Origin of the sequence: Rhizobium sp. AN68, assembly GCF_030758035.1 — a bacterium.
GTDB lineage: Bacteria > Pseudomonadota > Alphaproteobacteria > Rhizobiales > Rhizobiaceae > Agrobacterium > Agrobacterium tumefaciens.
Map to the genome: position 1 here is coordinate 772,382 of NZ_JARWMI010000002.1, position 20,388 is coordinate 792,769.

Genomic DNA, 20,388 nt, shown 5'->3' on the forward strand with positions numbered 1-20,388 from the left:
GATCGATTCGGCATCTGCACTTGTATATTAGGTCCGTTGTTACAGGATTGTGAAGCCCATAAATGCATCGGAGAAGAGCTTAATTTTTCAGCTCTAAAAACGTCTTTTTTGCGTTCCGGACAATCGGGCGGCGAGATAGTCGTCTGGCCACTATCTGGTGATGCCCCCAGCGGTACCGAAGCGATTCGCCTGCCGACGAACGCTATATTCGTTCTCACCCTCAATGCGAGATCAGTGATATAGTCAACGCGACGAACGATTGGGAAAGCAGAATGCGTATCTGTCGTTCTGTCGAGGGAAGGAAACGGCCATGATCTTGCGCAGGCACCAAACGGCAGCGTTATGGAAGGGCCTGGCGGCTGGCGCCTTTGCCGTGCTGATGGGCCTGCCCGCTTCCGCTTCTGCCCAGCAATACCAGAATTTCGAAGTCACGCCGGATGGCCGTGGCGGTGCGCAGGGAACGATCGGCGGGCGCAATTTCGAGGTCTACCGCAATTACGACCGGCCGCCGGCAAGTCGGAGCAACTCAACCGATACGCGGCGTGAGTACCGAAACGCTGTGCCACAGCAGACATGTATCATAGATGCCGAGGGCCGCACCCGCTGCAAGTAAGCGCAATCGCACCGGTTTCCCCGCTGTTCTATCTCGCTTTAATAAAATTGGATTTCGCTAAAAAGCAATCTATCGACTTAAACGGCCCGCAACGAAGGGTCGCTATGTTGCCATGCACAAGAGACAACAACCGGGCAGAGGCAGAGACATGGCGAAGAGACAAATCCGTCTCGCAAAGACTTTGGCAGTTGCCGTCAGTGTGGCGGCAAGCATCGCGACAATGGCATCGGCCGCCCCGCTTGCGGGCCTGGCGCAGAACCCGACCGCATCGCGCCCCGGCCTGTTCATGACGACAAGCCGCCCGACAATTGCCCCAATCGCCTTCGCAAAATTTTGCGACGACGCCGCCGACCAATGTATCCGGATTGGTGATCGCGACACGGTCGAACTAACCAAGCAGAAGCGCACGGAACTCCAGCGCATCAACGCCGAGATCAACACATCGATAATCTATACAAGCGAAGCGGACGGACAGGACGAATGGAATCTGAACCCCGCAAGCGGTGACTGTGACGACTACGCGGTGACCAAGCGGCAACGCCTTCTGCGCGCCGGCTGGCCCTCGGGCGCCCTGCGCATTGCCACCGCCCGCACCTCCACCGGCATAGGCCACGCCGTTCTGGTCGTCAGCACCAGCCAGGGCGATCTGGTGCTGGACAACCGCACCAACGTCGTCAAACCTTGGAAAGCGGTTGACCTGAAATGGATCAAGATCCAGTCACACGAAAACCCGCGTGTCTGGCTGAAACTCTAGGTCTATCTCGCACAGGATAGTCATCTTCGAACAGGAAGGGGGCGCTCCGTTCCTCTTCAATTGGCGCGGCGCGCCTTGCGAAAATCGACACCGGCTTTCGCAATTCCCTGCCCCGGATAGCTTTGTCCGACAGGGCTTTGGCGGATGCCGCAGCCGTTGCATGGACCCGGGTTTTACGGGCTCTGTGGCATTGGCTTTCAACACTCTTGACCTCGTGCAAGAGAGACAGTATCGGCATCTATGCCTAAAGTGCTCAACTGGATTCGCGGTCGTAAACAGCCAGCCCCCCGCGACGACCGGAGGCGGCGCAGAATAGACCTCGGCGACAAATCTCCGTCTTTTCCGATCTATGCCATTGGCGACGTCCATGGCAGCCTCGATCTGCTTTTGCAGGCGGAACAGAAAATTCTTGCCGATCTCGCAAGCAATCCATCCCCCGCTCTGGTTATTCTTCTGGGCGACTATGTCGATCGTGGCCGGGATTCCTGCGGTGTTCTCCAGCATCTGCTGCAACCACCGCCGGCGCCCCTGCGCCGCATCTCGCTTTGCGGCAATCACGAACAACTCTTCAGCGATTTCCTCGAAAATCCGCAGGACAACATGCACTGGCTGGATTTCGGCGGCCGCCAGACGCTTTTATCCTACGGGGTCGATATCAGCTACTTCATGAACAACGGCCGCCTGCGGCTCCAGCCGTTCAGGGATGCGCTGATTGGCGCGATCCCGCAGGCCCATCGGCAACTTCTAGTCAGCCTGCCTATCTGCGTCCGCATGGGACCCTATTTTTTCGTTCATGCCGGCCTTAAACCCGGGGTGCCGCTCGAGGCGCAGACCGATGAGGACATGTTGTGGATCAGGGAACCCTTCCTGTCGGAAGGGGCGGGACTGGACCTTCTCATCATCCACGGCCATACGCCGGCGCCGGAACCACAGACAGGTCCGCAACGGATTGGCATCGACACCGGCGCTTTTACAACGGGCAGGCTTACCATTCTAAAGCTCACGGAAGCGGGGCCGCGACTTATTGCCTGATGGCTTGCCATCGTTGGATCAGGTTGCACCAGCCAGAAGCATCGCAATCGCGATTTATTTGCCCTTCAGAATATTGCCGAGAACCGTCATTTGCCGGCGGTTCCATTCGACAGCATCAAGGAACGCATTGTTTCCCAATTCCTGCCGCTGCTCCCGATTGGAAGAGAGCCGCACAATGGCATTGGCAAAGGCCTGATGATCTCCATCTTCAACGACAATCACGCCACCACGATATCCTTCTGAAAGCCCCCTCACACCCGTCTGGGTGCTGATCGTTGGGACACCCGCAGCCAGGGCATCAAGCAGTTTTATATTGATGCCCGTGCCAAGCGTGATGGGATTGATGGAAAGTGGCGCGCGCGTGAACGCATCCTTCAAGTTCTCCACCCGGCCAAGCTTGAGAACCCCCTCCATGTCCTCGACCTTGCCACATATGCTACCTGCCAGCACCAGGCGAATGTCCGGACGGGCCGCCCTAACCAGAGGCAGGACATTGTGAAGGAAACTATTGAGAGAAATGACGTTCGCGTCGTTGCCTGAACCGAGAAACAGAAAATCAGCGGAAGTGAAGTCTTCCACTCTCTGGCCGAGATCCAGAATATGGCTCACCGTTTCAACCACCGGCGGCTCTCCTGCCAGCCGCTGCTTGAACGAACGTTCCTCTTCTTCCTGTATGGCGACAACGACATCGGCGCGGCGGAATGCCTTGCATTCCACGTCCGGCGGAACCGAGAACCAGTACCCAAATCTGTTGGCCGTGTTCACGAACGCCTTGTGACGATCGGCGAAGGAATCGTGCGTGTCGAGAATGCGAAGCACATCATCCGGCAGCCCAAGAAAAGCTCTCGAGTGAAAGGCATATTCGACGATAACGGCGTTAATCCCGAGTCGACGCTGAAGATCCAGGACCTGCCTGCCTATTTCCGGATAATAGAACTCGTCGAGGTAATTGTAGAAACCGCTGTCGCGGCCAAGGAGCCGTTGAATTTTCCGACGGGTTCGAAATGCGGTCAACCCAATCTCGAATTTGAAGTCGTCGATGAGCCGTGCTGCAAACCCGCATGTTTCCCTGGACACGACGTGCATATGTCCGGCCCCAAACTCGACCTCATGGGCCGCGGGATCGAAATCAGCTATCATCGGAGTATCGACATAGACGAAATGCACTTCATGTCCGAGGCTACGCACGGCGCGTGTCAGCTGGAGAATCCTGTTCCGCGCACCCTCGTTGGCGGGAACGGCAGGGAATACGGAAACAAAAGCGACTTTCATGAAAATGACTCAAGGCTGCTTGGCGAAGGTCTCGAACACCTGAAAATTCCTTTTGGAAAGGTCTAGAATTTCAGGCAGCTTCTTCCCGACTTTTTCGCGAGATCTCATCGGCCTGATCCACAAAATTGATCAAGGCATTCTTGATGCCATCATCCGTATGGAACTTGGCGGGGGAAAGCAGCTCAGCCGCGGAGAGACCGAAATGCTGGTACAGCCCTTCGAACTTGCCTTGATACGCAATGCATATCACAGGAACGCCCTTGCCCAGCGCAGCGATCGCAAGATGCATGCGTCCGCTGACGAGGCCATCAAGTTTACCGGCAACGCCTTTTAAAACCGGGGCTGGCCATCTGCCATCCAGATATCGAACCCTATCCGTCTGTGAAGATGGAGCAAGCTCGGTAATGGCCTTGAGGCAGGCCTGATCGCCCACGTCTTTCCGGTAGTCATGCGGAATGACCAGCCAGCAGACCGGTCTTGCATCGGCAACGAACTCCAGTGCTTCGGCCCCGCGCCTGATGATCGCCGCGATCTGCGCGTTATCCGCATTCTTGAACAGCATGGGATGCAGATTGAAGCCCATGACCCTGTATCCCTCGGCGCGCTTTCGCGCGATCCACGAGATCGTATCTTCATCGGGTTCCGATGGGACAAGACTAAATGCAGAATCGGAAACCAGTGCCGCCTTGGCCGTGGCAAAGGCGTTCAGACGCTCGAGGGAAACAACGTCACGCACATTGAGCGACACCCCCGGATGAAGGGAGCTGTAGAACTTCGCCAAAGCGGGGTGCGGCGTTTCATTAAAACTGAAACCGAGGATAACGTTTTTGATCCCGGCGGCGGCAGCCAGATCAGCGCTTGCCAGAAGTTTTGCGCTGACCAGCGGATGATAATAGCCATCCATCACGTCGGCACCGACAACGACGATGCAATCGTACTTCCGCACCGCGAATTGCTGGGCAAGGGCCTGAATGAAGTCAGGCTTTCCAAAGATATCGACGGTAACAAAGCCTCTCTGCAAAGCAGAGTCGCCAAAATTCGTTCCGTCGACGAGGATGTCTATCTCGACATTGGGATTGCTCGCACGGGCATTCTGCACGGTCGCCGTGATCATCGCGTCATCGCCGGCGGAACCGAACAGGGTGATGGGATCACCAGCCACGATCAAAAGCCGGCTCAGCCGATCTCCGACATTGATAGGCTTGATACTGTGCTTCAGCTCTTGCAGATCATTGAAGAGTTGCTGGACCGCATTATCCAGATTGCGCCGCTCGTTATATTGCACCAGCTTCCGACGCAGTGGTGCAGGGAGTATTTTTTTCACGAGCTTGCGCATTTTCTTTCCTTTCGAGAACCGATTTTGCTCATGATGAGGGCGATGGCGGACCGGGCCTCGCTTCTCGCGGTCAGAGCCAAAAGCAACAGATATGCGACGCCAAACATACCACCGAGCAGGATGCCGGATACGAGGTCGCCCGCACCCAGCATTTTAACTTCAGGTCGCATCCACTGAACGAGCAGGAAGCAGAGACCGCTGGAACCGAAGCTTGGCAAAAGCAGGAGGAAAATTCTCCACAGCTTGATGCCGAGTTCCCGGGCGACAAAATAAAATGTGAAAGGCGTCGAAGTGAGCTGCCCGAAGACAAACACGATGACGATTTCCCGGATGTTTTCCGTCGGGACAAGCAATATCAACAGGATGGTAGAGATTGCCTTGACCGTCCCGGCAATCAGCACCTTATCCGGCCTGCCGCGTGCGGACAGAAACGGGCCGTTTTGAAACTGGACGCATTGCAATGCACCCAGCAGCAGCAGCGGCCGCGCAACCGCGTCGGCACCCTGCCATTGCGCGCCGAACAGGACGTTGCAGATCTCTGGCGCCAACGCAGCCGAGAGCACGAAGATCGGTGTCGAAAAGATCGAAGATATGGTGATGGATTGCTTGTACAGTTCCGCCATGCGCTCCCGCTCGTGCGATATGCGGGACAGCACCGTCAACGAAACATCATATAGCGCCGCCTGAAGCAGTTGCATGAGAAGCTGATAGAGCCTGCTGCCGACGGTGTAGAGCCCAAAGAGAGCAACCCCGTAACGCCCCAGGATCATGACGTCGATCAGCCGCGTGGCTCCGAAATCCACGATGCGCAAACCGAGAGCCGACGAGCCGAAGCGAAGCAATTCGAAAAAAGTGTCGGGCTTGAGCGTGGTGCCCGGAAGCCAGTGCGGTTTGCGCCAGAGCCAGATCAGCGTCACAATGGTTGCGACATAAGTCTGAACGACGAGGCTCCAGACGCCCAGGCCCATGATGGCGAAAGCAATCGCAACGCCACCGCCGATAATATTCGAAATGAAGGTTCTTATTGCCAGCGGCTTGAACGCGAGCGCACGCCGATAATTGACTTCCTGAAAAAGCGAGGCGGTATTCAGCGGCAGCAATATGCAGATTGCCACGATGATCGGTGCCAGCCCTTCCACCTCGAACCAGCTTTCCAGTCTGGGCGACAGCAGACAAACAACGATGACAAACACCGTTGCCAGCGCAACGGACACATAAAATGGCAGATTGACGTCGCTTGGCTCCAGATTTCGTTTCTGCACGATCGCATCTGCGAAACCGAACTCCGACAGCATCTGGATGAGCATCAGAACCAGGCCCGCCGTAGCGACCATGCCGTAGTCGGTGGGGCTGAGGAACCGGGCAAGAACGATGAAAAGAATGGAGGTAAAAAGCTTTCCACCCCAGTTCTGGACGATCGACCAGAAAACGCCTGTTATCGCGGCGCTGCCTATCGAACTTTGCTTCGCCATCAACCTGCCGCCTGCAAAGCCGGTCGTGACAGCCCGACCACCGCAGCGGCCAGAAAACGATCGAAGTCCAGCTTGGGGAAACGGACTTTGCCGATATTGCTTTCTACCATGTGCTCTTTCCTTGGAAGAAACGCTTGCAACGGACCCGGTCCGTTGCCGGTCTAAGATGCGCGTAAGGTTCGGCTTTCCCTGCTTTTCGCCAGCACGTCCTCGTAGAGCTTCACATAGTTCTCACCCACCCGGCGCGAGGTGGATTCCTCGACGATATTTCCGAAATCGGCCTCCGTCGGCAATTGCTCGCGCGAAAGCGTCAACACCCGGCGAATGCGTGCGGCAAGGTCCGTGGCGTTGCCCGGTTCGAACAGCCAGTCGTGGTTGGTCTCGCCGATCAGTTCTGGAATGCCGCCCGAGGCCGCACCGATGACCGGCACCCCCATCGCGTAAGCCTCGTAGATGGTGCGCGGCGAAGGTTCAGCCCAGAAGGAGGGAACGATGAGCACATCGATCTCTTCGAAGAATTCCTTCGGCTTTGCCCAGCCGACGAACTCGATCGGCAGGTCGCCGGCCTGGGCCTTGAAGCGTTCGATGGAATCGTCCATCGCGTGGCCGGCAACAAGACAGCGCCAGTTACCGTGGCCGATTTCCCTGAAGGCATCGACCATGTTGCCGACACCCTTTTCCGTGTTGATGCGGCCGATATAGCCGAAGGTCATCGGCTTGCCGGTTCGGTCGATCTGCCTGCGTGCGACCGGGTCGCCCTCCGGAACCGTGCAGGAATAAAAGATCACACGGCGCATGCTTTCCGGCAGGTGATGGAAAAGCCCGTGATCGACATGGGTTTTAAGGATTTCCGTGCCAACGCTTGCCACCGCGCCGATGTAGCGCTGCGTGAATTTCTTGGTGAAATTCACCACCTGACAGCCGAGATGGATGTGTTCGCAGGGCTTGCCGCCCTTGAACATGGCGGCGTTACCGCACAGAAGATCATATTCGCAGATCGTGTGAACGATCGGAATGTTGCGTTTATGCGCCGCCCGCCATACCAGCGTCGTCACATCCAGCAGCGAGTGCGTATTGAGAACATCCGGCTTGAAATCGTCAAGAACGGCTTCGAACTGCTTCTCGACGTTGAAATTCCATTGCTGCTTGATCTTCTGCATACGCCTTTGCTGCGGCGTATATTGTGGCCAGTCCTCCAGCCAGAAATCGTTATTGTGGAACATGCGGTAGACGCTGACGCCATTGCGCACCGTTTTGGGTTCGGCCTGCCGCTCTATGCAGGCGGCACCGACCTCATGTCCCATGGAGACGAGTTCCTCGGCAAGATGTTCGACCGAGCGTTCGCACCCGCCAACGATATGCGGCGGATAAAGGCTGCTGAGATGGAGAATTCGCATACGGATACGCTCTATTTCCTTATCGAAAATTTATGACTTCCGCTTGGCCTCGCCCATGTTGCCGGATACTCCGGGACCAATGAGACATGTGCAAAAAACACAAAAGGCAGAGCAGATTTAACGCTTGAAAATATGAATAACCAAAAATCCACTTTCAAAAAGCACGGGAACTGACGGCATTTCAAGTGCTTTTTTCGCGGCGCGACAAAAGTCATGCCGTGTTGCGAAAAGAACCTGTCCCGTGTTAGCTTCATTCTCATATGAAAAAACGTACGGGCGGAAGCGGTGAATTCTGTTTCGTCCGCAGATAATATCATTAATTTATATATTTATTTCATTTCAGAAACATGGATTTGATGGCGAATGAAGATGCCAAAAACTTCCAAGACAATCTGACATCTTGAGAGGCGCCGCCGATATGATCGCGGCTGCTTTTTATAATCTCGCCGGAATGGCCAGGAGACGCAGATGAACGGAAAGCAGCCGGTCACCATGGGCCACCTGACACGGCGCGGCCTGCTTTCAGCCGCACCTTTCGCACTGGTTGCCGCCACGGGTGTGCGCCCCGCTTTCGCGCAGACTCAATCCGTTTTTTCGGCCAGCACGGAAGCCTTTTTGGACAGTGTGGGCGTGTGTGGCCATTTCGCCCGCACGAACGGCATTTATCCGGAAAGCTTCGAGCGCATCCTGCCTGAACTGGAAGCGCTTGGTGTGGGCCACTTGCGTGACGAGGGACTGATTACCGTAAGGGACAGCCGCAACAGCCCGGCTTTCCAGCGCCTGCGCAGGATTGTGGCGGCCAACGTTCGCCTCACGATCATCTGTTACGACAATCTCAACCCCTACGTCTCAACGCCACTGAACAGGATTGCCGATTTCTACGACTGGTGCGACGGCGGCATCGAAGTTTTCGAAGGCAGCAATGAACCGACGCTGACGAAAGACCCGGCCAATGCGCCGCGCATTTCGGCAGAGCATCAGGCTGCACTTTTTGCAACGATCCGCTCAACTCCGGCCGTGAGCAACGTACCGCTTGTCGCGCCAAGCTATATCCAGGCGAATACGGCGCTGGCGCTAAACCTGCAGAACGTATGCGACTTCGGCAATATTCACCCCTACGCCGGAATGGAACATCCCGAAACGACTGGGCCGGGGGCGCTCTCCAAATCTGTCGCGGCCTCGGCGCATATAGCAGCCGGCCGGCCGGTGCTCGCCACTGAGATCGGGTACCACACCTCACTGCAACCGAAGACCTTCCATTTTCCCGTCACCGAAGGCATCAAGGCGCGCTACATGCCGCGCACGCTCCTGTGGTCCTTCATCAGCGGCATCCGCCGGGCTTACATCTATGAAATGGTCTCCAGCTTTGCCGAAGACGAGACAAATCCGGAATCGTCCTTCGGCCTGCTGCGCCACGATCTGAGCCGGACCCCTGCATACGGGGCCGTTCGTGCTCTTCTTGCGCTTTGCAAGGCAAGTCGACAAACAGAGCCAGCGGAACGCAGCCTCGCTTTCCTCAACGATGATTCCGAAAGGTTTTCCCTGCGCCTGACAAGACCAGACGGCGCGCTGCTCGCCCCGGTGTGGCTTGGCATACGCGGCTGGCAATGGCCGGCGCGGATCGAAAATCCGCCAGCCGAACGTGCAACGGCCTTTTCGGTAACCGGCCCGCATAGCCAAGTCATCGCGCACCGGTTCGGCGATGACGGTTCCGTAAGCCAGCGGGTGATCGCAAAGGAAGGTGGGCAATACCGGCTTTCCGTCAGCGACCAGCTTACGGTGCTGGAGGTTTTCTGAACGGCGTGCGGGCGAAAATTTCCGGCCGACAAATTTTATATATCGTGTCAGCCTATTGCATGATAGCCTTCTGAAATAGAGCACTTTTGCTCGCTGCTGCGAGCGCAAAATATTACTGTATAAATTTTTTCTTTTTATAGATGATGACGATGCAAAAAATTGAAAAAGCGCCTGTTTCCGGGGCGCAGCGTCTCGATATTCTTCAAATGATGCGCGCCCTGGCGGCAATCATGATTGTTGCGCTGCACGCGCAGGTGAACTGGGAGTTCTCGCTCGTCAACCTCCATCTCCTGAGGCTGGGTGCGGGCGTAGATCTGTTTTTCGTCATTTCCGGCTTTGTCATCGTTTATGCCTCCCGGCCGTATTTCGCAGCGGAGGGAGGGCGCTCGGCCTTTCTTGTGCGCCGGCTTCTCCGCATCCTTCCTCTTTACTGGTTCGTGTTGACCATGCGGCTCGCCATGGCCGCGGTCGCCGTTCTTCTCAGCGCCAAGGCCTTCCCGTCCTTGCAGGCCGTCCTAACCTCCTACCTCTTCATTCCCTATGACAGCATGGGTTATGGTGACGCTTATCCGTTTCCAATCATCGATCTGGGCTGGACGCTGAATTACGAGATGTTTTTTTATGTCGTATTCGCGGTTTTTATCTTCCTGCCGCTGGAACGCGCCGTGCTGACAACAGCGGCTGTGCTGCTCGCCGCAGTGCTCATCGGCTCCAACTTCAGTCTCGCCTTGCCGTTTAGTTTCTGGTTTCAGCCCATCATTCTGGAGTTCGTGGCGGGAATGTTGCTCGCCGTGCTTTTCCTGCGCGGCGTGCGCCTGCCGCCCTTGCTGGGGATTGCGGTGGCCCTTTGCGGCGTGGCGATCTGGACGCTTATCGATCTGAAAAGGTTCGAATTCCAATGCAATCCGGGCTGTTATTCCTATACCCGGCTGCTCGTTTTTGGCGGTGGCGCGATTTTTCTGATGGCCGCGGCAACCCTGACCAGGGGCATCTCCCTGCCCCGTTTTGCGCAGCCACTGGCGAAACTGGGCGATTCCTCCTACGCGCTTTACCTTCTGCACCCATTCATCTTTCGGGTATTCCTGGTTGCTTCCGGCGGCATCACCTGGCCGCAGGAGTGGAAAAATGTCGTCTATCTCATCGTCGTCGCCAGCACCATCGCCATCGCCCACACATTTCACGTCCTTGTCGAAACGCCCGCAAATATCTGGCTTCGTGACCGGCTGATAACACCCCGGCGAAAAGTCGCCGTGTCCTGACGCCCAGAGAAAAGTCCTCGTTTCTGCTGTTAAGTATACCCCGAAGTTCCGTTCACAAGTTTATTTTAGCACTTGATCGTTAGCTAGGGCTGTGCGATTTAAAAAGAAAATTTTAGATGTTGGATAACCATATTCAGCATTTCAGCTTACTTAAAATCGTATTTTTTAAAAATTTGGAGAGTTGTGATGTCCCGCCTTCGTATTGGCTCGACGCTCACTGGTGCGGTATTGATCACCAGCCTCGGTCTTTTTTCCGCAGTCGCCAACGCCCAGAACGTGGAACCAGCGCCGCCAGCTGCCGGGCAGCAGACGCCGCCGGTACAGACTGCGACAACTGGCGCACCCGTAAAGGCCGCCGACGAAACCAACGCCGCATTTCTGGCTCGCGTTAACAGCTCCAATCCGGACACGGTTTCCCTTGCTGCCGCGGAACTGTTCAAGCAGTCTCCGACGCAGGCAACGGTCAAGGATCTGGCCGGCATCGCTTCCAGCACCGATGCGGCAAACGCCGACATGACGGGAAAGGTGACGAACGGCTTTCCGATCATTGCCGTTTCCACCAGCGCGGCGCAGTTCTCCGAACAGCTTTCTGGCCTGATCCTGAGCGACTCCAGCCAGTTGCCCACCATCGTCGCACTGGCCCAGAAGGTCGGCAACAAGGACTTCTCCGAAGTTGTCGGCGAAGGTCTGGCACTCGCCTATTCTACGGCGATGCAGAGGGGCAACACGATACTTGCCGCCGCAATCCAGTTGCAGACCAAGGGTGCCGGCGTGCCCTCCGATCTTCTGATCGCCTTTAGCGAAAATGTTCAGGGAACGGCGGCCGGTCCGGCAGCGCCTGCGGCAGCTGCAGCTGCTGCCTCACCGATCGGTGGCGCAGGCTCTTCACCTGCAAGCGGCAACAGCATTGGCGGCTCGGGAGCGGCGGGCTCACCAGCCGGTACGGCACAGGCCGGCGGCGGAGCCGCACCGGTTGGCGGTGGCGGCAGCGGTGGCAGCACCGGCAGCGGCGGAACCACCACAACCAACAACTTCTTTGCCGCGCCCCTTTCAACCGGCAGCACCAGCACGCCAGTCAGCACAAGTCCCGTTTGAACCCGGTTTTGCCGCCCTTCCTGCGGGAATGGCGGCCGCCTGTCCTACCATGCAACCGAGACTTGGCGGGTGCCACGCCCGCCAAAAAGAGCGAGGCTGACAGTTGTTGCAAAGGCACGATCCCCTGACTATGGCCGATATCGACAAAAGCGGATTTACAGCTGACTTTATCGATATAGACGCCGTTCTTGCCACGGTCCGCCGACAGTGGCGCGTCGTCCTCGCGGCAGTCGCCATTGCCGGGACAATCGGTCTCGCTTATGCCGCGACGTCCGTTCCGATCTATTCAGCTTCGGCTACCCTTTTGATCGACCGCAACAACAGCCAAGTCGTCGAGCAGCTTTCGACGATCGGCGGCGTCGTGGAGGACGAGGCTTCCATTCTCAGCCAGGTCGAGGTCCTGCAATCGGAAACCATCGGGATTGCCGTCGTCGACAGTTTGAACCTGACGGAAAATCAGGAATTCAGGGCAAACCGCGCCTCGCTTCTGAGTTCGATATTCGGCACCATCCGTTCGCTCGTCAACGTTTCGCAGTGGTTCTCGCCGGCAAAAGAGGCCGTCATCGATGACGGCACCCTGAAGCGGGCGCTGTCGGACCGGCTGCTGGACGGTCTCAGCGTCAAGCGTATCGGCCGTACCTACGCGCTGGAACTGACCTACAACTCGACATCACCGGTTCTAGCCGCCCAGATCGTCAATGCGGTGGCGTCGGCCTATCTGGTGGACAAGCTGAACTCCAAATACGAGGCGACGAAGCGGGCCAGCGACTGGTTGTCCGACCGTATTGCCGAGTTGCGTCAGCGGGCACTCGACACCGACCTTGCCGTACAGAAATTTCGCGCCGAACACGGCTTGATCGAGACTGGCAATAACGGCCTGCTCTCCGATCAGCAACTGGCCGAATCCAACAGCGCGCTTATTCTGGCGCAGTCGGAAACAGCCAGGTCGCGAGCGCGGGTACAACGCATCGAACATATCCTTGCCACGGACGATGTCGACGCCGTCGTCACCGACATTCTCGAGAGCTCGGTCGCAAACGATCTGCGCAAGAAATATCTCGAATCCTCGAAGATCGAAACGGAAATCACCCGCAGGCTTGGCAGCAACCATGTTCAGGCGGTGCGTCTGCGCAACGAAATGCAGGAATACCGCCGGCTGATGTTCCAGGAAATCAGCCGTATTGCGCAAAGTTACAAGAGCGATCTGGAGGTTTCAGAAGCAAGAGAGAAATCACTTGCGGAGAGCGTTGCCAAGGCTACCAGCGTCAGCAACTCGGCCAGCCAGACCCAGGTTCAGCTTCGCGAATTGCAGCGTGAGGCGGAAACTTACAAGAACATGTATCAGACCTTCCTGCAGCGTTATCAGGAAGCGATGCAGCAGCAATCGTTCCCCGTAACGGAAGCACGCGTGATTTCGAGGGCAGTTCCGCCCAACATTCCAAGCAAACCGAACAAACCGCTACTTTTGGCGCTGTTCATGATCATGGGCGCCGCGGCCGGCGGCGGCATCGCCATGTTTCGCGAGTTCCGCGACCGTTTCTTCCGCACCGGAGAACAGGTTCGCGACGTTCTCGGGCTGGAATTTCTGGGCAACACCCCGCTCGTCCAGAGCAAGCCGGGCACGGATGTGTTGCCAAAGGGACAGGAGGGGCCGCCTACCGCCACACGCCCGTCCAGCGTTGCCCGCTACACTGTCGATCACCCGCTGTCATCCTTCGCCGAAACGCTGCGCAGCACGCGTCTTGCGATAGATCTCGGCATTCCCCCGAAAACCGGCGCGCGGGTGGTGGGCGTCGTATCGGCGTTGCCGAGCGAGGGCAAATCGACGATCTCCATCAATCTGGCTCAGCTTCTGGCCGGACAGGGAGCAAGGGTTCTTCTGCTGGATGCGGATATTCGCAACCCGGGCGCCACGCGCGCTTTGGGGCGCCATGCTGCAGAAGGCCTGCTCGAAGTGCTGTTAGAAGGCCGCAATATGCGCGATGTGCTGCTGCACGACGAAAAGACGCGGCTCGCTTTCCTGCCAACGGTTGTCAAGCAGCGCGTACCGCACTCCTCCGAGCTGCTGACATCGGCGCAAATGTACAAACTGCTGGCCGAAGCGAGCGGTCTCTTCGACTACATCATCGTCGACCTGCCGCCTCTCGGGCCGGTGGTGGATGCCCGCGCGATGGCCGGCCGGATCGACGGTTTCGTCTTCGTCACAGAATGGGGCAAAACCGCCCGCAGGGCGGTACGCAATACGATTGAAAACGAAGTCCAGATCCGCAAGAAGTGTCTCGGTGTCATCCTCAACAAAGTGGACACGGAAAAGCTGAAGCTTTACCGGGCTTACGGTTCAAGCGAATATTATCACGCGCGCTACACGCGATATTACCATGACTAGGCCGGACGGAATGGCGGGCCTGCGTAAATTCTTCGCGGTAGTGCCGGTTCTCATCGTTTCCGTGTTTGTTTTATCCGTCGCCGCACAGGCGTTTTCCGAAACCCGGCGGTTTTCCGATGTCGTCGCCTTGGCAAGAATTGCCGACGACAAAAGCGGCCTGGCGCACGATCTTCTGGCGAAGACGGTCGATGGGCTGCACCCCGTCGTTGCGGAGAAAATCTGCCGTTCGGATATCGTCAAGGCCGGGTTACGGCTCGTGCTCGCAGATCTCGATGCAAATGGCCAAGATGCGACGTCGGAGGCCGGTGCGGCGCGTCTCGGCTTTGCCGAAAGCTATATTCGTCACGCGCTCTCCTGTTTGCCTGCAAATGGCGATGTGTGGCTGCGTCTTGCCATGGTTCGTTCGCTGCGTAACGCCTCGCCAATGGAAATCGCCGTTCTGATGAATTTTTCCCAACTTTACGGGCCTGCAGACGCCAACCTGATACGCGGGCGCTTCGTGATGTGGCAGCAATTTCCAAAAGACACACTGCCTCAGGCCGATGCGGCCCGCAATGCGGACACGGCAGTCGTCTGCGGGAAGGAGGGGGAAATCCTGCGCTGGACCCTGCGGAAGATCTGTCCGCAGCAGCCGCAGGCCGGCATGAAACGTACCGTGCCGCTTCCGTGACATAGCGGCCCGCCTCGTCCTCTACCTTAGACATCGTCGCAGCAACAGTTATTGCAAAGCCGAAAGCCAATGTCGTCCATCGAAGCCCAATCAGAACCGCTATCCTCATCGCCACCGCGACCGGTTGCGTTTCCAGACTATTTTCGGACGGCCGCCATAGTCATCTTCTGGGCTATCTTCCTGCTTGCGCTTCTCAATCGCGGCGCAACCGAAATCGAGAGCCGTATCGTCGTCACCGTTGCAATTTATTTGTTGCTCGTGCCCGCCATCCTGTTGTTCGGGCCGCCCCGGGCTGGTTCAAGCTTGGCACTTGTGGCGACCTGCCTTTTGCTGGGGGCACTCATCATCCAGATGTGGCTGCAATCATCTGTGCCGGGTATTGCTCCACCCAATCCCGCCTGGTCGACCGCCGCCATGTTTATGCAGTTCGCACCCGACGCCACGGTTTCGCTCACCCCGGCGGATGATCGGCTCGGCCTGTTAAGCGCCGCCATGCCCTTCGGCGCCTTCATGGCCGGCCTCGTCATTTTCGATACCGACGAGCGCGCGGCAAAAGCGCTGCGATGGTTCGCAATTGCCGGCGGATGGCTGGCACTGTTGTCAATCGTGCAGTTTCTGCTTTTTCCAGAAACACTCGGCTTCATTCAGAAGCGCTTCTATCTCGGCAGCCTGACCGGCCTTTTCGTCAACCGTAATACCGCCGCCACCTTCTTCGGTCTCATCCTCCTGACCCTCGTCGTGATGCTGCACAAACGGCTGACGGCTCCAGACTGGGGAATGGTCAGGGCGCTGGTGGCAAATCGCCTGACCGTTCCGGTCGGCCAGAAACGCCTCATCCGCAAGGCCGCCTTCATCGGCGTGCTCACTGCCTTTTGCTTCATCGCCTTGATGCTGACCGGATCGCGCGCCGGCATCGCATCAAGCTTTGCGGCACTGAGTTTCCTCATTCTTCTGACCGTCTTCAACTCACCCATCAAAACAGGCCGCAACGCGGCTGCCCTGCGGCGCAAGCGGCGCGGCACGAAGCGCCGCGCGGCGATCGTGCTCGCCATTACGCTTGGCCTGTTCCTGCTCTTCGCCAATCGCGTGGCGCTTCGCATGGAAACGCGATTGGAAGACGACATGCGCTTCTGCTACATGCCGGGCATCGCGCGTGCCATTTCTGACAGCTGGCCATGGGGAACCGGCCTTGCAAGCTTTACGGAAACCTATGCGCCCTATCACGCGGCGCAATGCGGGGTGGACGCCATCGTCACCCACGCCCACAATGTCTATGCCGAGGGACTGCTGACGCTCGGCCTCGCATTTCCATTTTATGCGGCTTTTTTCGTGCTCGTCCAACTCGCCATTTTTATTCGCGGGGCGCGCAAACGCAAAAACTACCGTTACGCCTCCCATCTCGGCCTTGCCGGGCTGCTGCTCGTCGCATTGCATTCGACACTCGATTTTTCGCTGCAGATCCCCGGCTTCGCAATGGCTTACGCCGTATTCCTTGCGCCCGTCGTCACGCTTTGTCTCAACCCCCCAGGGATTGGACGGGACCGGTCGCGGCGGCGCGAACCATCTCCAAGCGATCCCGCAATGCCGGCCTAGATCAGTCCGGATGGGCAGCAGCCATCATTTCGCTGATGCGCAATAGTTGTAACGATTACAAACCACACAAAGACGCGAGAATTTGGGCATGCGGATATTGCAAATAACGTCGCTGTTTTCTCCGGACCGGGTCGGCGGCGCGGAGATATTCGTGGAAGACCTAGCGCGCGGGCTGGCGGAGAATGGACACACGGTAGCGGTGGCGGCGATCTCACGCAAACAACAGGCCGTGGAGCTGCGGGATGATTTCGCCGTTTACCGCCTCGGACATACCACGCCGTTTTTTATCGGGGACTGGGAAGAGCAACCCGGATGGAAGCGAAAATACTACAAGATCGCCGTGCAGCTGGATCCGGGTCTCGTGCGCCGGCTTGCCCGCGTCATCGATGATTTCCGGCCTGATGTCGTCAACACCCATTCGCTGTCGGAGCTGACACCGCTGATCTGGCCGATGATCCGCAAGCGCGGCATTCCGCTCGCCCATTCCCTGCACGATTTCACCAGCATGTGCACCAACGGCTCCCTGTTTCATGACGGTCACATCTGCGACGGCACCAGCAAAAAATGCCGCGCCTTCTCTTACCTGCACCGGCGTTGCCAATGCGCCGTCGACGCTGTCGCCGGTGTCGGCCACGATATTGTCGAGCGCCATGTGCAGGCCGGCTTTTTCACCCATGTACCGGAAAGCCGCCGCACGGTCATCTGGAATGCCATCGCGCCGCCAGCTTCACAGACACAGCGCATTCCACGCGCGCCTGGGGACCCGCTTGTTTTCGGCTATCTGGGCCGCATCGAGGCGCCCAAGGGTGCAGATCTCCTGATCGAGTCGCTGCCGCTCCTGCCGCCGAAGGGCTGGCGACTGGTCATGGCGGGTCGCGCGCCGGGCGGCATCGAAGCCTACGAGCAAAAAACCGCCAACCTTCCGGTCGAATTTCCCGGCTACGTGGACGCCGATAGTTTCTTCGCCGGTATAGATTGTCTGATCGTTCCACCACTCTGGCCAGAGGCTTTCGGGCGCACGGTCGCTGAAGCTATTCTACGCGGTGTGCCGGTTCTCGGCGCTAATCTCGCCGGTGTCGCCGAACAGATCGGTCGGGACCGGCCGGAACGCCTTTTCACGCCGGGCAACGCCGCCGAGCTTGCCGCCCGCATCACTGACGCGATGCGCAACCCCGCCATTCTCGCTGAAACACCGGAAACCAAAGCGCGCATTTCGCAGGGCGTCGCGCCCGAACGGGTAATCGGGGCATACGAAACGCTTTATTCGGAGCTGCGCAGCGGCATCAGGGCATGAGCCGCAAGATTTCACCCGGGGACATGACTCCTAGACGTCAGGTCTGTTCATGGAAAACCTGCGCATAGCTTTCCGCCGCCTTCTGCCATGAATACAGCTTGCGGTTTTCATAACCCGCCTGGCGAAGATCGCTTGCCAGATCCGGCTCCCGAAAAAGCCGCTCAAGTGCCGCGACAAGGCTGTCAGAGTCCGCGGGATCGAAGGTGAGTGCGCCCTTTCCGGCGATCTCCGGCGTTGCGGAACGGTTGGAGCAGACGACCGGACACCCCAGTTGCTGCGCCTCGAGCACCGGCAGGCAGAACCCTTCATATGTGGAAGGCACACAAAGGCAGGCGGCGTGGCGGTAAAGGTCTGCCAGTTGATGGTCGTCTATGCCGGAAAGCCGGATCAGTCGCGCCTTCAGCTCCGGATCATCGAGCACGCTGCCGATTTCCTCGGCATCGTCGCGGCCAACATGCACGACGTGCAAATCCGGCCTAACTTTGCCAATCACGGCAAAAGCCTTGCCCAGAAGCGAAAAGTTCTTATTCGAAGTCGCGTTTCCGACCGCCAGTATGTAGGGCGCGGCAACTGGCGGCGGGCCGTTTAAACTCGCTAGATCGACATTCAGGGTGCTGTCAGAATGGATAGTCAGGCTTTTCCCGGCAGCCGATGGATAAAACTGCGCCAGATCCTTACGCGTCGCTTCCGATACGCAGGTGATCCGGTTCGAACCAGCCATCATCAGTCGAAAGATCAAATCCGTCGTCAACGTCGCCCGCCAGCCGATCTGTTCGGGGATGGTCTTGAAATAAAGATCGTGAACCAGTGTGACGCGCCGTTTGCCGCCGCTGGGACTTCCGAAGGGATCGGCGTTGAACAGCACATCGATGCCGAGCTTGCGGCAAAGTGCCGGCAACGTCATAGCCTGACGCAGCACATCAAACACCATGATACGCGGCCGCGGCGTCTCAATCAGCTGAAGGCGGCTTTCGCGCAGGTTTTCGGGCAGCTGTGCCCGCGTCCAGGGAGAGCGCAGGATGTAGTCGTCCCGCGTCTGATCCAGCAGCCGCTCCAGCAGGCTGAAGGTCACGCGGGCGACGCCGGAAGGTTTGCCGCCATACTGGCTCGGCATGTTTACGAGAATACGCATCCTGACCCTTCCGCTTGCCTGCACTTTCTGCCCGAATTGATCGCCAAGAGGCCCCTCACACTGCTTCCGACAGCAAAGCGGAAACGGACCGGCAGGTCTCCTCCAGCGAAAAACGCCGGCTCACATCCTCGCGGCCCTGCTGCGCCAGCCTTTCCGCCAGAGCCGGCTGCGACAGGATGCAGCCTAGTGCTGCCGCAAGCGCCGATGCGTCGCCCGGCGGCACCAGAAGACCCGTTTCGCCGTCCCTAATGATTTCGGTAACCCCACCACCGCGTGTGGCGACAACCGGCCGCCCGCACATCATGGCCTCGACCACCACCCGCCCGAACGGTTCGGCGACAACAGAGGTGTGGGCAACGGCATCCATCGATGCCATCAGCTCTGGTACATCCGACCGGAAACCGAGGAAGCGGATACGACCATCCAGACCGAGACGGGATGCCTGCTCGCGGATGCGCGTCTCATAGGCGTCCTGCCCGAATAGCGCGCCGCCAACGATGACGGCCTGAACGCCATCCATCGCCGCGATCGCGTCCAGAAAGACGTGCTGCCCCTTCCATTCGCTCAGCCGGCCGAACAATCCGACAAGCGGTTCGGGACCAAGGCCCAATTCCGTACGCAACCGCGCAGCTCTGCCGGGATCGTGGGCCACAGCTTTTGCGGGGTCGAAGCCGTTATAAACGATGCGGACCTTTTCTGCCTGCCCGCCGGCTTCAACGAAAGCCCGGCCGGTTTCCTGCGAATTGACGGCCACCAGCCTTGCGAAAAGGCGCGCGAATGCCAGCGAGGCATGGCGATTGGCGGAGCTGAATGCGGGATCGGTGACTATATCGTGCAAAACCCAGACAAGTGGGCGGCGGCTGAGTTTCGCGGCAAGCGCGCAAACGAACAGCGCCTTCTGCGAATTGGCGCAGATTACGTCGTAATGTCTCGCATGCTGGCTCAATTGCCAAGCGACGGCGACAACATCGGCCGCGCCACGCAGCATTGCGCCAAACGATGAATCACGGCGGATCGACAGCATTTTTTCGCCAGCGGATAACATGACCGGAGGCCTCCCGGCCGCTGCCAGATCATCAGCAGCGCCACCGCCACTGAGAAAACACGCTCGCCAGGAATGCGGTCCGGCCTTGACGAGGTCCGTCAGAAAAAGCTCGGCGCCACCCTTCTCTCCTGTGTGACTGACAAATAGAGCGGATGTCATGACATCACCTGTGAAGTACCAGAGCACCCAAGTTGCCATTGCCCTAAATTGCGGGCATGAATGGACAGCCCGTGAAAATGAC

At 58.1% G+C, this 20,388-nt stretch carries 15 protein-coding genes and 1 pseudogene; 10 read left to right on the forward strand and 6 right to left on the reverse strand.

Annotated elements, in window-relative coordinates; all coding sequences use genetic code 11:
• The first annotated feature begins 310 nt into the window (after nucleotides 1-310).
• From RBH71_RS06975 to RBH71_RS06985, 3 genes are all read left to right on the forward strand, one after another.
• Nucleotides 311-613: a hypothetical protein gene (locus tag RBH71_RS06975; protein WP_003511249.1), complete on the forward strand. Its 303-nt coding sequence runs from the start codon at nucleotides 311-313 to the stop codon at nucleotides 611-613.
• 148 nt (nucleotides 614-761) lie between these two features.
• Nucleotides 762-1,367: a transglutaminase-like cysteine peptidase gene (locus RBH71_RS06980; RefSeq protein WP_111801064.1), complete on the forward strand. Its 606-nt coding sequence runs from the start codon at nucleotides 762-764 to the stop codon at nucleotides 1,365-1,367.
• A 240-nt stretch (nucleotides 1,368-1,607) separates the two neighbouring features.
• Nucleotides 1,608-2,399 carry a metallophosphoesterase family protein gene (locus RBH71_RS06985; protein ID WP_111801063.1) on the forward strand — a complete coding sequence of 264 codons (792 nt, stop codon included), beginning with the start codon at nucleotides 1,608-1,610 and terminating at the stop codon, nucleotides 2,397-2,399.
• Nucleotides 2,400-2,453: 54 nt separating this feature from the next.
• Here the strand turns inward: RBH71_RS06985 and RBH71_RS06990 are convergent, their stop codons facing one another.
• The 4 genes and pseudogenes from RBH71_RS06990 to RBH71_RS07005 all read right to left on the reverse strand — a co-directional run bounded on the left by RBH71_RS06990 (nucleotide 2,454) and on the right by RBH71_RS07005 (nucleotide 7,876).
• A complete protein-coding gene (locus RBH71_RS06990) occupies nucleotides 2,454-3,671 on the reverse strand; it encodes a glycosyltransferase family 4 protein (RefSeq protein WP_111809712.1) in 1,218 nt (405 codons plus the stop codon).
• 9 nt (nucleotides 3,672-3,680) lie between these two features.
• A pseudogene (locus RBH71_RS06995) lies at nucleotides 3,681-5,007 on the reverse strand (polysaccharide pyruvyl transferase family protein).
• Nucleotides 4,992-6,479, reverse strand: coding sequence for a lipopolysaccharide biosynthesis protein (locus RBH71_RS07000; RefSeq protein ID WP_111803035.1), 1,488 nt, complete (start codon nucleotides 6,477-6,479; stop codon nucleotides 4,992-4,994). Before RBH71_RS07000 ends, RBH71_RS06995 begins: the two are co-directional and overlap by 16 nt.
• Nucleotides 6,480-6,640: 161 nt before the next feature.
• On the reverse strand, nucleotides 6,641-7,876 hold the full coding sequence (locus RBH71_RS07005; protein ID WP_019564824.1) for a glycosyltransferase family 4 protein: 1,236 nt from the start codon (nucleotides 7,874-7,876) through the stop codon (nucleotides 6,641-6,643).
• Between the two features lie 468 nt (nucleotides 7,877-8,344).
• Here RBH71_RS07005 and RBH71_RS07010 point away from each other — a divergent pair, with 468 nt between their 5' ends.
• From RBH71_RS07010 to RBH71_RS07040, 7 genes are all read left to right on the forward strand, one after another.
• Entirely contained in the window at nucleotides 8,345-9,673 is a 1,329-nt protein-coding gene (locus RBH71_RS07010; protein ID WP_111801060.1) for a hypothetical protein, read from the forward strand.
• Between the two features lie 140 nt (nucleotides 9,674-9,813).
• Nucleotides 9,814-10,932 (forward strand): acyltransferase family protein, encoded by a 1,119-nt coding sequence (locus tag RBH71_RS07015; RefSeq protein WP_111801059.1) that lies wholly within the window; start codon nucleotides 9,814-9,816, stop codon nucleotides 10,930-10,932.
• Nucleotides 10,933-11,118: 186 nt separating this feature from the next.
• Nucleotides 11,119-12,027 (forward strand): hypothetical protein, encoded by a 909-nt coding sequence (locus RBH71_RS07020; RefSeq protein ID WP_111801058.1) that lies wholly within the window; start codon nucleotides 11,119-11,121, stop codon nucleotides 12,025-12,027.
• 130 nt (nucleotides 12,028-12,157) lie between these two features.
• On the forward strand, nucleotides 12,158-14,413 hold the full coding sequence (locus tag RBH71_RS07025; protein ID WP_111801057.1) for a polysaccharide biosynthesis tyrosine autokinase: 2,256 nt from the start codon (nucleotides 12,158-12,160) through the stop codon (nucleotides 14,411-14,413).
• A gap of 10 nt (nucleotides 14,414-14,423) precedes the next feature.
• On the forward strand, nucleotides 14,424-15,083 hold the full coding sequence (locus RBH71_RS07030; protein ID WP_111801056.1) for a hypothetical protein: 660 nt from the start codon (nucleotides 14,424-14,426) through the stop codon (nucleotides 15,081-15,083).
• 69 nt (nucleotides 15,084-15,152) lie between these two features.
• The gene (locus tag RBH71_RS07035; RefSeq protein ID WP_111803036.1) at nucleotides 15,153-16,676 is read left to right on the forward strand and encodes an O-antigen ligase family protein; all 1,524 of its coding nucleotides are present in this window, start codon (nucleotides 15,153-15,155) and stop codon (nucleotides 16,674-16,676) included.
• Nucleotides 16,677-16,764: 88 nt separating this feature from the next.
• Nucleotides 16,765-17,970, forward strand: coding sequence for a glycosyltransferase family 4 protein (locus RBH71_RS07040; RefSeq protein ID WP_003511266.1), 1,206 nt, complete (start codon nucleotides 16,765-16,767; stop codon nucleotides 17,968-17,970).
• 37 nt (nucleotides 17,971-18,007) lie between these two features.
• Here RBH71_RS07040 and RBH71_RS07045 read toward each other — a convergent pair whose 3' ends face one another.
• Both RBH71_RS07045 and RBH71_RS07050 read right to left on the reverse strand, forming a co-directional pair.
• Complete coding sequence (locus RBH71_RS07045; protein ID WP_003511269.1) at nucleotides 18,008-19,102, reverse strand: glycosyltransferase family 4 protein; 1,095 nt, start codon at nucleotides 19,100-19,102, stop codon at nucleotides 18,008-18,010.
• Between the two features lie 55 nt (nucleotides 19,103-19,157).
• Nucleotides 19,158-20,306 carry a glycosyltransferase family 4 protein gene (locus RBH71_RS07050; protein WP_111801054.1) on the reverse strand — a complete coding sequence of 383 codons (1,149 nt, stop codon included), beginning with the start codon at nucleotides 20,304-20,306 and terminating at the stop codon, nucleotides 19,158-19,160.
• Between the last annotated feature and the right edge of the window lie 82 nt (nucleotides 20,307-20,388).

Bases quoted from the DNA above. Each gene is read 5' to 3' on its own strand.
- RBH71_RS07030 (WP_111801056.1), top strand. From the start codon at position 14,424: ATGGCGGGCCTGCGTAAATTCTTCGCGGTAGTGCCGGTTCTCATCGTT.
- RBH71_RS07010 (WP_111801060.1), top strand. From the start codon at position 8,345: ATGAACGGAAAGCAGCCGGTCACCATGGGCCACCTGACACGGCGCGGC.
- RBH71_RS06985 (WP_111801063.1), top strand. From the start codon at position 1,608: ATGCCTAAAGTGCTCAACTGGATTCGCGGTCGTAAACAGCCAGCCCCC.
- RBH71_RS07050 (WP_111801054.1), bottom strand. From the start codon at position 20,306: ATGACATCCGCTCTATTTGTCAGTCACACAGGAGAGAAGGGTGGCGCC.
- RBH71_RS07035 (WP_111803036.1), top strand. From the start codon at position 15,153: ATGTCGTCCATCGAAGCCCAATCAGAACCGCTATCCTCATCGCCACCG.
- RBH71_RS06975 (WP_003511249.1), top strand. From the start codon at position 311: ATGATCTTGCGCAGGCACCAAACGGCAGCGTTATGGAAGGGCCTGGCG.
- RBH71_RS06990 (WP_111809712.1), bottom strand. From the start codon at position 3,671: ATGAAAGTCGCTTTTGTTTCCGTATTCCCTGCCGTTCCCGCCAACGAG.
- RBH71_RS07000 (WP_111803035.1), bottom strand. From the start codon at position 6,479: ATGGCGAAGCAAAGTTCGATAGGCAGCGCCGCGATAACAGGCGTTTTC.
- RBH71_RS06980 (WP_111801064.1), top strand. From the start codon at position 762: ATGGCGAAGAGACAAATCCGTCTCGCAAAGACTTTGGCAGTTGCCGTC.
- RBH71_RS07040 (WP_003511266.1), top strand. From the start codon at position 16,765: ATGCGGATATTGCAAATAACGTCGCTGTTTTCTCCGGACCGGGTCGGC.
- RBH71_RS07045 (WP_003511269.1), bottom strand. From the start codon at position 19,102: ATGCGTATTCTCGTAAACATGCCGAGCCAGTATGGCGGCAAACCTTCC.
- RBH71_RS07020 (WP_111801058.1), top strand. From the start codon at position 11,119: ATGTCCCGCCTTCGTATTGGCTCGACGCTCACTGGTGCGGTATTGATC.
- RBH71_RS07025 (WP_111801057.1), top strand. From the start codon at position 12,158: ATGGCCGATATCGACAAAAGCGGATTTACAGCTGACTTTATCGATATA.
- RBH71_RS07015 (WP_111801059.1), top strand. From the start codon at position 9,814: ATGATGACGATGCAAAAAATTGAAAAAGCGCCTGTTTCCGGGGCGCAG.
- RBH71_RS07005 (WP_019564824.1), bottom strand. From the start codon at position 7,876: ATGCGAATTCTCCATCTCAGCAGCCTTTATCCGCCGCATATCGTTGGC.